The sequence below is a fragment of the Micromonospora sp. NPDC050784 genome, from assembly GCF_044456765.1.
GTDB lineage: Bacteria > Actinomycetota > Actinomycetes > Mycobacteriales > Micromonosporaceae > Micromonospora > Micromonospora foliorum.
This window is the reverse complement of sequence record NZ_JBITGG010000015.1, coordinates 156,639-169,685: the sequence shown is the minus strand read 5'-3', so window position 1 is coordinate 169,685 and position 13,047 is coordinate 156,639. Positions and strand designations below refer to the sequence as shown.

Genomic DNA, 13,047 nt, shown 5'->3' with positions numbered 1-13,047 from the left:
GTCACTTCACGCCGGCGGCGTCCATGCCGCGCAGTTCCTTCTTCAGGTCGGAGACCTCGTCGCGGATCCGGGCCGCAAGCTCGAACTGCAGCTCGCGTGCCGCGGCCAACATCTGGTCGTTGAGCTCCTGGATGAGCTGGGCGAGGTCGGCGCGGGCCATCCCCTCCCGCGAGGTGGTGGCGGCGGCGGACCGGCTCCGGCTGCGGGTCTCCTTGACCGGCGCCTTGCCCCGGGAAAGCTGACGCACCGCGCCCCCGACCCGGGAGTTCTCGGTGTCCTCCGCCTCGCGGTAGATGTCGTCCAGGATGTCGTGGATCTTCTTGCGCAGCGGCTCCGGGCTGATGCCGTGCGCCTCGTTGTGCGCGATCTGCTTCGCCCGACGCCGATCGGTCTCGTCGATCGCCGCCGCCATCGATGGGGTGATCTTGTCGGCGTACATGTGCACCTGACCGGAGACGTTACGGGCGGCCCGCCCGATGGTCTGGATCAGCGACCGGCCGCTACGAAGGAAGCCCTCCTTGTCGGCGTCGAGAATCGCCACCAGCGACACCTCGGGCAGGTCCAGACCCTCGCGGAGCAGGTTGATGCCGACGAGCACGTCGTAGTCGCCCTTGCGCAGCTCGCGCAGCAACTCCACCCGGCGCAACGTGTCGACCTCCGAGTGCAGGTAGCGCACCCGGATGCCGTTCTCCAGGAGGTAGTCGGACAGGTCCTCGGCCATCTTCTTGGTCAGCGTGGTGACCAGCACCCGCTCGTCCCGGTCGGTGCGCAGCTTGATCTCGTGCATCAGGTCGTCGATCTGGCCCTTGGTCGGCTTGATCACGACCTCCGGGTCGACCAGACCGGTGGGTCGGATCACCTGCTCGACGAACTCGCCCTGGGCCTGCTCCATCTCCCAGGTGCCGGGGGTCGCGGAGAGGAAGACCATCTGGCCGACCCGCTCCAGGAACTCGTCGAAGCGCAGCGGCCGGTTGTCGGCCGCGCTGGGCAGCCGGAAGCCGTGGTCGATGAGCATCCGCTTGCGCGACGCGTCGCCCTCGTACATGCCGCCGATCTGCGGGATGGTCACGTGCGACTCGTCGACCACCGTGAGGAAGTCGTCGGGGAAGTAGTCGAGCAGAGCGTGCGGCGGGCTGCCGGGCAGCCGCCCGTCCATGTGCATCGAGTAGTTCTCGATGCCGGAGCAGAAGCCCACCTGCCGCATCATCTCGATGTCGTAGGTGGTGCGCATCCGCAGCCGCTGCGCCTCCAGCAGCTTGCCCTGCCGCTCCAGCTCGGCGAGCCGCTCGGCCAGCTCCACCTCGATGTCGCGGATCGCCCGCTCCATCCGCTCCGGACCCGCGGCGTAGTGGGTGGCCGGGAAGATCACCAGCTGGTCGACCTCGCGGACCACGTCGCCGGTCAACGGGTTGAGGTAGTAGAGCTTCTCCACCTCGTCACCGAACAGCTCGATGCGGACCGCCAGCTCCTCGTACGCCGGGATGATCTCCAGGGTGTCACCGCGGACCCGGAAGGTGCCCCGCTGGAACGCCATGTCGTTGCGGGTGTACTGGATGTCGACCAGCCTGCGCAGCAACTGGTCGCGGTCGATCTCGTGCCCGACCTGCACCTTCACCGCCCGGTTGAGGTACTCCTCCGGGGTGCCCAGACCGTAGATCGCCGAGACGGTCGCCACCACGACCACGTCGCGGCGGGTGAGCAGCGACATCGTCGCCGAGTGCCGCAGCCGCTCCACCTCCTCGTTGATCGAGGAATCCTTCTCGATGTAGGTGTCGGTCTGCGGGATGTAGGCCTCGGGCTGGTAGTAGTCGTAGTACGACACGAAGTATTCGACCGCGTTGTGCGGCAGCAGCTCGCTGAACTCCTTGGCCAACTGCGCACAGAGCGTCTTGTTCGGGGCGAGCACCAGGGTGGGGCGTTGCAGCCGCTCGATCAGCCACGCCGTGGTGGCGCTCTTGCCGGTGCCGGTCGCGCCGAGCAGCACGGTATTGCGGTCGCCACGCCGAACCCGGCGCTCAAGATCGTCAATGGCCGCCGGTTGGTCGCCGGCCGGCTGGAAGTCACTGACGACCTGGAAGCGGCTGTCCAGCCGGGGAATGTCGAGCGCCATGCCATCAACGGTACGCCGGAGGTCCGACAGGAACGGCCGTCACGCCAGGTACGTGATCAGCTTCAATATTCCCATTGTGTGGCCCATGTCACCGGGACTACCCTCTTCATGTAGGCCGCTCGCGGCGGCCGACCGGGCCGGTGGCCAGGCCAACATCAGGCCGGTCACCCCCGGCACTGCGGTCGCAGCACCCGGCTCGTCCGGCGTGCGCACCCGTGTGGTCGCGCTCGAGGCGCAGACCGGCCGCCGCGAGCGCCCCTGCTCGTCACCCCGGTGCCTCCCCGCCCGTTTCACCTCCGTGGACACCTCTCCGACCCCGGCGCCCGACACCGCCCGCACCGACTCACCCCGGCCGGACGACCCGAGCACCGGCAGCGGGCCCACCAGCGGTGGCAGCGGGCCCACCAGCGGTGGCAGCGGCCCGACCAGCGGCAGCGGGCGGCACCGCACCGGCTCGGCCGGCGGTGCATCGGCGGCCGGCCGCACCAACGACACCAATAACACGTCCAAGGCCCGCCGGACCAACGACTCCGGAGGCAGGTCCACGACCAGCCGAACCAACGACACCGGGAACAGGTCCACAGCCGGCCGGTCCGCCGGCGGCGCGCGCCGGGCCACCGCCGGCCGCAAGACCACCGACCCGCAGCGAGCCGCCGCGCGAAGCCTCGCGGAGAACCGCGACACCACCCGCCACGACGACACCCCGGACACCGCCGACACCACCGGAGCCGAGGACACCAGCGGAGCCGCCGACACCGCCGGCCCGACCTCGGCGGGCCGTCGTCGGCGTACGGTGCTGCTGTTGCTCGGTCTGACGGCGGTGACGTCCGCGACGGCCCTGGTGCTCGGGCTGTTGAGCTGGGCACCCGACCCGCCCGAGCCGGCCCGGCCGCTGACCGTGTCGGAGGGCGAGCGGCTGGCCGCCGTGCGGGTCACCAACCTGCGGGACCTGCGCGCCGGCGTACGGGTCACGGCCGGCACCGGCGCCACCCGCATCGAACTGGTGGGCTGGGTGGACTGGTCCCGGTCGCTGCTCTACCTCGACGTGGGCGGGCCGGGCGCGGGTGCCGAACGCGGGCTGTTGCAGAGGAGCGGACCGGTGCTGGTGATCCGGCCCGACCCGGCTGCGGTACCCACTCCCGCCGCACCACCACTGATGCCCCCGGCGGACCGGTGGCGGCTGCACCGACTGGCACCCGGGGCGCACCTGGCACCGGTGCTCGACCTGCTCCTCGACCTCGCCGCCGACCGCCCGGACCCCACCACCCGGACGGCACCGCCTATTGAGGCGCGTTGGATCGCCCGGGAGACCGTGCCGGCCGGCCCACTGGACGTCATCCAGGCACCACTGCCCACCGGCGCACCGGCCGCCGCCGGCACGGCGACCGGCGCCCCCGGCGCCGCGACGCCCGCCCCGGACGGACCGACCCGGTACTGGCTCGACCAGGACGCCCGGCTGCACAAGCTGGTGACCCGGCTGCCCGGCGCCGACCCGGTCACGATGATCTTCAACCGGGCGGACCGGCCGACCCTACGGCCGGTGGACGCGCTCGGCGGCCGGCCCGGTCTGCCCCGCGCGCTGACCGACGCCGAGCAACGTCGGCTCGACCGGCTGCCGGCCCGGCTCCGCGCCCAGGGTGGTGCCACGGCAACGCTGACCGCACCGACGGGCACGGACACGAACCTGCGGGGCGCCGGCTGGTTGAGCTGGACCGCGCGTACCGCGTACCTCGCGGTCGCCGACCTGGGCGTACCCGATCGTCGGACCCTGCTGCGACGCGACGCCGCCGGTCTGGCCCGGGCGGACCTGCCGGCGGTGGAGGCCGGCGGCGGCACGGCGGAGGTGCCGGCCCGGCCGCCGCTGCCGCCTCCGGCCGGGGCCTGGCGGGTCTCCCGACCCGGCCGGGACGACCTGAGCGTGCTGGTCGACGCCGCGGTGACCGCCGGGTCGGTCGGGCACCGCGGCGCGGCCGTGCGGGTACGCGAGGACGTCACCGCCGGACGGACCGTGGACGTCATCGAGTCGGGTCCGGCCGGCGCGCGGCTGCGCTACTGGATCGACCGGGACGGGTCGCTGCGCCGGATCGAGTTGCAGACCGACGCCGGCACGTGGGCGCAACTGGATCTCCACCCCGCTGTGGTGCCCCGACTGGCTGCGAACCCTCGGCCCGCCGCCCCTCGACCTTCAGCCCCTCGGTCCTCGGCCCCTCGGCCCGGCGCCCATTGAGCGGTTCCCTCAGGGCCGCCAGCCGGTCTGCGCGGCCCACTGCTCGGCCCGCAGGTACTCCTCGTCGAACCACGGGTTCCGGGCCGTGCCGGAATCGCCGGCCTCCGGTGCCGCGTCGACCAGGTCCCGCTTGAGCAGCAGGTACGCGGCCCGCTGATCCGGGTCGGCACGCAGGTGGTCGCGCATCAGCAGCGCGTACCGCCAACCCGGCGAATCCGCCATCCGCACGTGCAGACGAACCGGGCGGGCCGGATCCGCACTGCCGTGCAGCCGCTTCTCCCACCGGCCTCTCCCGGCCGGGCGCGGGTCGTCCCACCACTGCCCCGGCACCCGCGGGAACCCGGCGCCCGCCAGCCGATCGGCCAACGGCCCGTCGGCGTCGGCGAGGCTGGAGACCGCCACCTGCACGTCGATGACGTTCTGGGCGGCCAGGCCAGGCACCGCCGTCGAACCGATGTGATCGATCCGTAGGGCGTCCGAGCCGAGCGCGTGCTGGATCCGGGCGGCCAGCCGCGCGTACTGCTCGGGCCAACTCGTGTCGGCCTCGGCTAGCTCGGCCGCGTCCGGTGGGACCACCCGCCGCTGGCGCAGATTGTCCTCGTAGGGCACCAGCCGCCGCTTCCAGAGCACGTCGACGGCGTCGTGCAGCGCCGTCAGACTCCCGTCGTTGGTCAGCACCACGTCGGCCGCCGCCCGGCGGCGGGCATCGTCGGCCTGGGCGGCGATCCGCCGCTCGGCCTCCGCGCGACCCATCCCCCGGTCGCGCGCCAGCCGCTCCAGTCGGGTCGACACGGCCGTCTGCACCACGACCACCAGGTGGTACGTCGGCGCGAGACCCACCTCGACCAGCAGCGGTACGTCGTTGACGACGATCGCGTCGGGTGCCGCCGCGGCGGCCAGCTCCGCGGTGCGGGCCCGGACCCGGGGGTGGGTGATCGCCTCCAGCCGACGCCGGGCGGTCTCGTCGGCGAACACCACCGCTCCCAGCGCGGCACGGTCCAGTGCACCGTCGGCGTCCAGCACCGCGTCGGAGAAGGTGGCGACGATCTCGGCCAGCCCGTCCGTACCCGGCGCCACCACCTCCCGGGCCACCCGATCGGCGTCGATGAGCACCGCGCCCCGCTCAACGAGCCGCGCGGCCACCGCGCTCTTGCCCGACCCGATCCCGCCGGTCAACCCCACCCTCAGCACCCGAACAGTCAACCGGATCAACAAGCCCGCCGCCAAACCCACCCACGGCCCGGCGACCTCCCAACCCACCCCAGCCCGGGCCCGGACCGGGCGAGTTGCGGCGGGGTGGGCGTGCCCCAGGCGGATTGCCCCAGGCGGACCACTCCGGGCGGATTATCCCGGGCGGATTACCCCGGGCGCGGTCCGCCCGCCGGCTGGTGCGGACCGCCAAGATCGCGCTCGATCCATGATGTAGGGGCCTCGCGGACGCCGCATACCACTACATCCTGGATCGAGCACGATCTTGCGGGTGCGGGTGCGGGTGCGGGTGCGGGTGCGGGTGGGCGCGGGCGGGCGGGTGCCGGTGGGTACGGCGAGGGCCCCGCCCCCAGCGATCCGGAGATCGCGGGGACGGGGCCCGTCGTCGTTCAGCGGGTCACTTACCGCCGGCGAGCTTCTCCCGCAGTGCGGCGAGCGCCTCGTCGGTGGCCAGGGTGCCGGCCGGCTCCTCGGCCTGCCGGCTCGGGGCCGGGCTGGACGAAGAGGTGGTGCCACCGCCACCGCCACCGGCAGCGGCCGGGACGGCCGGAGTCGGGTTGGCGGCAGCCTCGGCGTCGGCGGCCCGAGAGGTCTGCACCTGCTTGGTGTGGGCCTCCCAGCGCAGACGAGCCTCGGCGTACTGGTTCTCCCAGGTCTCGCGCTGCTTGTCGTACCCCTCGAGCCACTCGCCCGTCTCCGGGTCGAAGCCCTCGGGGTAGATGTAGTTGCCCTCGGTGTCGTACGTCGCGGCCATGCCGTAGAGGGTCGGGTCGAAGTGCTCCTCGCCCTCGACGAAGCCCTCGTTGGCCTGCTTGAGCGACAGCGAGATCCGGCGACGCTCGAGGTCGATGTCGATGACCTTGACCATGACCTCGGAGCCGACCTGGACGACCTGCTCCGGGATCTCCACGTGGCGCTCGGCCAGCTCGGAGATGTGGACCAGGCCCTCGATGCCATCGTCCACGCGGACGAACGCACCGAACGGCACCAGCTTGGTGACCTTACCCGGCACGATCTGCTGGATCGCGTGGGTGCGGGCGAACTGCCGCCACGGGTCTTCCTGGGTCGCCTTCAGCGACAGCGAGACCCGCTCGCGGTCCAGGTCGACGTCCAGGACCTCGACCTCGACCTCCTGGCCCACCTCGACGACCTCGGACGGGTGGTCGATGTGCTTCCAGGAGAGCTCGGAGACGTGCACCAGACCGTCGACGCCGCCCAGGTCCACGAAGGCGCCGAAGTTGACGATCGAGGACACGACGCCCTTGCGGACCTGGCCCTTCTGCAGCTTGTTGAGGAACTCGGTGCGCACCTCGGACTGCGTCTGCTCCAGCCAGGCCCGGCGGGACAGAACCACGTTGTTGCGGTTCTTGTCCAGCTCGATGATCTTGGCCTCGAGCTCCCGCCCGACGTACGGCTGCAGGTCGCGCACACGACGCATCTCGACCAGGGACGCGGGCAGGAAGCCCCGCAGCCCGATGTCGAGGATGAGGCCGCCCTTGACCACCTCGATGACCGAACCGCGGACGACGCCGTCCTCGTCCTTGATCTTCTCGATCGTGCCCCAGGCCCGCTCGTACTGTGCCCGCTTCTTGGAGAGGATCAGACGACCCTCCTTGTCCTCCTTCTGGAGGACCAGGGCCTCGATGTGGTCGCCAACCGTCACAACCTCGGCGGGGTCCACGTCGTGCTTGATCGACAACTCCCGAGAGGGGATGACACCCTCGGTCTTGTAGCCGATGTCGAGCAGGACCTCGTCCCGATCGACCTTGACGACGGTGCCTTCGACAATGTCGCCGTCGTTGAAGTACTTGATGGTCTCGTCGATCGCGGCGAGGAAAGCCTCCTCGGAACCGAGATCGTCGTGGGTGACCCGGGTGGCGCTCGAGGGGGCCTCGATGCTGCTCGTCATGTGGGCGGTTGCTCCGGTCGGTGGGTTGTCACAGCAGGCTGGTGTGTCGCAGTGACCTGTTCGCGCCAGCGGATCCGTCGCCGGGCACACCGAACGATCGCCTAGTGAGATCATGATGTGGCTCCGTCGACCGCGCACCTGCTCCCTGCCGAGGCAACGCGATCCGCGAGCGCATCGTCTAGCCTACCGTGCGCATTACCACAGCGTGCAAGCCCTCCCGGGTTCTCTTCGTGCGATGACCTGCGAAAGCCGAACAATCGCCCGGAAAACACCCCTGCTGTCTCCTGCGTCACAGCAGACCCTCGCGTCCCGCCGGCCGCGGCCACCGCCGCCGCGCTTGATCCACTCGGATCCTGGATATTCGGTGCCTCCCACGACCCCAACACCGCGACTTCCACCGAAGACGAGTCAATCAGGGCCATCGCGGGAGGAGTCCCGCAGATCGTGGCCGCGCCGTCGTACCCAATGGGGTGGGTGGGGCCTAGCGTGAGCGCGTGGATGACGACAGCCGGGTTACCCGGCGCCGGGTGGGTGACGCCGAGGCCCGGCGGGCCAACCGCGGCTGGTGGGACACCGACGCCGACGAATACCAGGCCGAACACGGCGCGTTCCTCGGCGACGTGGACTTCGTGTGGTGCCCCGAGGGCCTGCGCGAGGCCGACGCCCGGCTGCTCGGCGACGTGTCGGGGCGGCGGGTGCTGGAGGTGGGCGCCGGCGCCGCGGCCGCCGCCCGCTGGCTCGCCACCCAGGGCGCCCGGCCGGTCGCCTTCGACCTGTCCGCCGGCATGTTGCGGCACGCCGCCGAGGCCGCCGACCGCACCGGGGTACGCGTACCGCTGGTGCAGGCCGACGCGCTCGCCCTGCCGTTCGCCGACCGGTCGTTCGACATCGCCTGCACCGCGTTCGGCGCGATCCCGTTCGTGGACGACTCGGCGGCGCTGCTCGCCGAGGTGCACCGGGTGCTGCGCCCGGGCGGCCGGTGGGTGTTCTCGGTGACCCACCCGATGCGATGGATCTTCCTCGACGACCCCGGCGAGGGCGGCCTGACGGCCGTGCACTCGTACTTCGACCGCTCCCCCTACGTGGAACAGGACGAGACCGGCGTGGCCACCTACGTCGAGCAGCACCGCACCCTCGGCGACCGGATCCGCGAGTTGGTCGGCGCCGGGTTCCGACTGCTGGACCTGGTGGAGCCGGAGTGGCCGGAGGGGCACGAGGGGGTCTGGGGGCAGTGGAGCCCGCTGCGCGGACGACTCTTCCCCGGCACCGCCATCTTCGTCACCGAGAAGCCCACCGGGTGAGCGCCGCACGCGGAGTGCGACGGACCCGCACGCCACGGACGCTACGGTCCGCCGGTGAGCGCATGGCCGAACCCGACACCGCCGGACCGCTGGCGTCCGGACCCGGCACGACAACAGCGCGCCGACTATCAGGTCGTCGACCTGCAGAACCTGCCGGACGACGACTCGCCGCGCGTCGAACTCGTCGACGGAGCACTCCAGGTGATGCCCTTCCCCACCTTGGGCCACCAGGACATCGCCGGCCTGCTCTGGACGTGGCTGCGCTGCCACGCACCGGCGGACATCCGAGCCACCCAGGCCGTCGCGGTCGAGCTCAGCTACGACACCAGCCGACGCCCGGATGTCCTGTTGTGCCGCGCCGACGTGCCGTCCGACCGGTCCTGGCTACGACCGGAGGACGTCGTACTCGCCGTGGAGATCGTTTCGCCCGGTACACGACGCATCGACCGGTTCGCGAAGCCGGGTGAGTACGCCGCAGCCGGCATCCCCTTCTACTGGCGGATCGAGCAGGACCCGGTGCACGTGTACGCGTACCGGATCGGCGACCGGGTGGGGCCGGGCGGTGAGCGACAGTACGAGCTGGTCGCCGACGGCGCCGACGTGATCGAGCTGACCGAGCCGTTCGGCATCAAGCTGCCGGTCGCCGATATCACCCCGTAGTCGTTTCGTCCCGGCCGCCTCGGGTAGCCGACGACCATGGCCGAACAGAGATTCCACGAGGGCGACCATGTCTCCTGGTCGGCCCACGGCAGCCGCGCGTACGGCGTGGTGCGGGGGACGATCACCGAGCGGACGCGGATCCGCGGGCGGGCCGTGAACGCGGCCCCTGACGACCCGCAGTACCGGGTCCGCAGTGACGGCACGGGCCGCGACGTGGCCCACCGCCCCGAGGCGCTGCGTCATGAGCAGAAGTGACGACGGCCGGGACACCTACCGGGAGTTCACCGAAGCGGTGAACATGAAGCCCGGTGAGCTGTCCACGTGGCTGGAGACCGACGAGTCCAAGCGGGTCGGCTGGCACAAGGGCGGCCGCGCTGGTGGTGGCGAGTCCGTCGGGCACGAGTCCGGCCGGAAGATCATCAACTTGCTCCGTCGCAAACGTGGTGACCTGTCCGAGGGCGACTACAAGCACATGCGCAAGGTGGTCGGCTACGTACGCCGGCACATGGCGCAGCGCCCCTCCGGCGACGTCCGCGACACCAAGTGGCGCTGGTCCCTCATGAACTGGGGCCACGACCCCATGAAGTAGTTGGTCGTCCGCCGCAAGATCTGCGCAACTTCGGTGGAGTTGGTGCCTCCCGACGCCACGACCCAGCACTTTCCCCGAAGTTGCGCCAATCTCGGAACGGTGCGCGCCCGGCGGGGCCCTGATCGACAACACCAACGCCCGCGACCAGGACGACCCGGTCAGGGGTTCCGGGCGGCCCGACCCACGCAGGGATCAAGCCCGCCCGGAGTGGGTCGGGCTGCCCGGAACCCCCGCACCGCAACCACTGGAAGCCGGGCCCCGGAACCCCCACACCGCAACCAAGATCTGATCAGTGATCAGCGCTGTTCCAGTCGCGGCCCAGACCGACCGACACCTCCAGCGGCACCGACAGCGGGTAAGCCCCGCCCATCTCGTGCCGGACCAGGGCCTCCAACGCCTCCCGCTCACCCGGCGCGACCTCGAAGACCAGCTCGTCGTGCACCTGCAACAGCATCCGTGAGCGCAGCCCGGCGTCGCGGAGCGCGGTGTCGACGTGCAGCATCGCCACCTTGATGATGTCGGCGGCGGAGCCCTGGATGGGAGCGTTGAGCGCCATCCGCTCGGCGATGTCGCGGCGCTGCCGGTTGTCGCTGACCAGGTCGGGCAGGTAGCGGCGCCGGCCCAGGATGGTCGAGGTGTAGCCGTCCTGCCGGGCCCGGGCGACCACCTGTTGGAGGTAGTCGCGCACCCCGCCGAAGCCGGCGAAGTAGTTTTCCATCAGCCCGCGCGCCTCTTCGGTGCTGATGTTGAGCTGCTGGGACAGACCGAAGGCGCTGAGCCCGTACGCCAGGCCGTAGTTCATGGCCTTGATCTTGCGGCGCTGGTCGGGGGTGACCTCGTCGAGCGGCACCCCGAAGACCGACGAGGCGGTGGCGGCGTGGAAGTCGGCGCCGGAGTTGAACGCGTCGATCAGCGCGTCGTCCGAGCTGAGGTGCGCCATGATGCGCATCTCGATCTGGCTGTAGTCGGCGGTGAGCAGACTCTCGTAGCCCTCCCCCACCACGAAGGCCCGCCGGATCCGACGACCCTCCTCGGTGCGGATCGGGATGTTCTGCAGGTTGGGCTCGGTGGAGGAGAGCCGACCGGTGGCCGCCACGGTCTGGTTGAAGGTGGTGTGGATCCGACCGTCGTCGGAGACCGACTTGAGCAGCCCGTCGACTGTCGACTTGAGCTTGGCCACGTCCCGGTGGCGCAGCAGGTGGGCCAGCACCGGGTGCGGCTGCTGCACGTAGAGCCACTGCAGGGCGTCGGCGTCGGTGGTGTAACCCGTCTTGATCTTCTTGGTCTTCGGCAGACCCAGCTCGGTGAAGAGGATCTCCTGCAGCTGCTTGGGCGAGCCGAGGTTGAACTCCCGGCCGACCGCCTCGTACGCGCCCTGCGCGGCGGCCTTCACCTCGGCGGCGAAGTGGGCCTCCAGCTCGGACAGGTAGTGGGTGTCGGCGGCGATGCCGGTGCTCTCCATGGTGGCCAGCACCCGCATCAGCGGCAGTTCCACGCCGGCCATCAGCCGGGCGGACTGCTCGCCGTCGCGGGACAGCTCGGCGTCGATCGCGTCGGCCAGGTCGAGGGTGGCCCGGGCCTGGAGCATCAGGTTCTGCTCGACCACCCCTTCGTCGCCGAGGCCGTCGAGAGTGAGCTGGCCGGACTCCGGGACGTCCACCCGCAGCTCCCGATGCAGGTAGCGCAGCGCCAGGTCGGTCAGGTCGTAGGACCGCTGGTCGGGGCGGGCCAGGTACGCGGCGATCTGGGTGTCGCGGACGATGCCGGCGAGCTGCCAGCCGTGCGCGGCGCAGGCCAGCACGGCCGGCTTGCTGTCGTGCAGCACCTTGGGGCGCTGCTCGTCGGCCAACCAACTGCCCAGGGCGCCCTCGTCGGTCGGGTCGAGCTGGGCCGGGTCGACCCAGGCCGCCGCACCGCCGGCGGTGGCCAGCGCGAGACCGGTGATCGAGGCGGTGTGCCGGCGGTTGGGGCCGGTGTCGAGTTTGACCGCCAAGCCGACCTGGGTGCCGGTGGGGACGTGCGTGGTCAGCCAGCCGGCCAGCGCGCCGGGCTCGGTGAGCACCTCGCCGGTGAGGTCGAAGCCGGACTCGGCCTCCGGCTCGACCGACTCCAGGTACTGGTAGAGGCGGTCGCGCAGGATGCGGAACTCCAGGGTGTCGAAGACCTGGTGCACCGCCTCCCGGTCCCACCCCGTCCAGCGGGAGTCCTCCGGGCGCAGCGGCAGCTCCAGGTCGGAGACGAGGCAGTTGATCTCGTAGTTGCGGATCACGTCGGCGAGCCGCTCCCGCAGGCTGTCGCCGGCCTTGCCCTTGATCTCGTCGGCCCGGGCGATCACGCCCTCCACCCCGCCGTACGTGGTGATCCATTTGGCGGCGGTCTTCGGGCCGACGCCCGGGATGCCGGGCAGGTTGTCACTGGTCTCGCCGACCAGGGCGGCGAGGTCCCGGTACTGCTGGGGCGGAACGCCGTACTTCGCCTCGATCGCCGCCGGGTCCATCCGGGCCAGGTCGGAGACGCCCTTGCGCGGATAGAGGACGGTGATCTGGTCGTCGACCAGCTGGAACGCGTCGCGGTCACCGCTGCTGATCAGCACCGACATGCCCTGGTCGCGGGCCTGGCAGGCGAGCGTGGCGATCACGTCGTCGGCCTCGAAGCCCTCTTTCTCCACCACCGGGATCTGCAGCGCGGCCAGGACCTCCTTGACCAGGCTGACCTGGCCCTTGAAGTCGGTCGGGGTCTCGCTGCGGCCGGCCTTGTACTCCGCGTACTTGTCCGTGCGGAAGGAACGGCGGGAGACGTCGAAGGCCACGACGATGTGGGTGGGCTGCTCGTCGCGCAGCACGTTGATCAGCATCGAGGTGAAGCCGTACACCGCGTTGGTCGGCTGACCCGTCGTGGTGGAGAAGTTTTCCACGGGCAGGGCGAAGAAAGCCCGGTATGCCATGGAGTGTCCGTCGACGAGAAGCAGGCGCGGTGTCGTAGCTGTCACGGCAGCGACTCTAGCCCGTCGTACCGACATCCCTGGCCCTCGGCACGGGGTGC

Annotated in this window: 8 protein-coding genes and 1 pseudogene; 5 read left to right on the top strand and 4 right to left on the bottom strand. The window is 71.1% G+C overall.

All coding sequences use genetic code 11. The features are described from left to right. Nucleotide 1 precedes the first annotated feature (1 nt). Nucleotides 2–2,110 carry an excinuclease ABC subunit UvrB gene (gene uvrB / locus ACIBD9_RS21340; RefSeq protein ID WP_396720053.1) on the bottom strand — a complete coding sequence of 703 codons (2,109 nt, stop codon included), beginning with the start codon at nucleotides 2,108–2,110 and terminating at the stop codon, nucleotides 2–4. Nucleotides 2,111–2,315: 205 nt separating this feature from the next. Between uvrB and ACIBD9_RS21335 the strand changes: the two genes are divergently transcribed. After that, nucleotides 2,316–4,337: a hypothetical protein gene (locus ACIBD9_RS21335; protein ID WP_396720051.1), complete on the top strand. Its 2,022-nt coding sequence runs from the start codon at nucleotides 2,316–2,318 to the stop codon at nucleotides 4,335–4,337. A gap of 9 nt (nucleotides 4,338–4,346) precedes the next feature. Here the strand turns inward: ACIBD9_RS21335 and coaE are convergent, their stop codons facing one another. Both coaE and rpsA read right to left on the bottom strand, forming a co-directional pair. Then, nucleotides 4,347–5,528: a dephospho-CoA kinase gene (gene coaE / locus ACIBD9_RS21330; RefSeq protein WP_396720049.1), complete on the bottom strand. Its 1,182-nt coding sequence runs from the start codon at nucleotides 5,526–5,528 to the stop codon at nucleotides 4,347–4,349. Between the two features lie 415 nt (nucleotides 5,529–5,943). Beyond that, entirely contained in the window at nucleotides 5,944–7,455 is a 1,512-nt protein-coding gene (rpsA, locus tag ACIBD9_RS21325; protein ID WP_091407939.1) for a 30S ribosomal protein S1, read from the bottom strand. A gap of 494 nt (nucleotides 7,456–7,949) precedes the next feature. Between rpsA and ACIBD9_RS21320 the strand changes: the two genes are divergently transcribed. The 4 genes and pseudogenes from ACIBD9_RS21320 to ACIBD9_RS21305 form a co-directional block, all read left to right on the top strand. Beyond that, nucleotides 7,950–8,756: a class I SAM-dependent methyltransferase gene (locus ACIBD9_RS21320; protein ID WP_396720047.1), complete on the top strand. Its 807-nt coding sequence runs from the start codon at nucleotides 7,950–7,952 to the stop codon at nucleotides 8,754–8,756. Between the two features lie 54 nt (nucleotides 8,757–8,810). Then, the gene (locus tag ACIBD9_RS21315) at nucleotides 8,811–9,416 is read left to right on the top strand and encodes a Uma2 family endonuclease (RefSeq protein WP_396720045.1); all 606 of its coding nucleotides are present in this window, start codon (nucleotides 8,811–8,813) and stop codon (nucleotides 9,414–9,416) included. A 36-nt stretch (nucleotides 9,417–9,452) separates the two neighbouring features. After that, on the top strand, nucleotides 9,453–9,671 hold the full coding sequence (locus ACIBD9_RS21310; RefSeq protein ID WP_387171257.1) for a DUF2945 domain-containing protein: 219 nt from the start codon (nucleotides 9,453–9,455) through the stop codon (nucleotides 9,669–9,671). After that, nucleotides 9,658–10,002: pseudogene (locus tag ACIBD9_RS21305) on the top strand (DUF3140 domain-containing protein); the annotation flags it as partial. The gene ACIBD9_RS21310 and the pseudogene ACIBD9_RS21305, both read left to right, overlap by 14 nt. Nucleotides 10,003–10,294: 292 nt before the next feature. Here ACIBD9_RS21305 and polA read toward each other — a convergent pair. Next, the gene (polA, locus tag ACIBD9_RS21300) at nucleotides 10,295–12,994 is read right to left on the bottom strand and encodes a DNA polymerase I (RefSeq protein ID WP_396720042.1); all 2,700 of its coding nucleotides are present in this window, start codon (nucleotides 12,992–12,994) and stop codon (nucleotides 10,295–10,297) included. Between the last annotated feature and the right edge of the window lie 53 nt (nucleotides 12,995–13,047).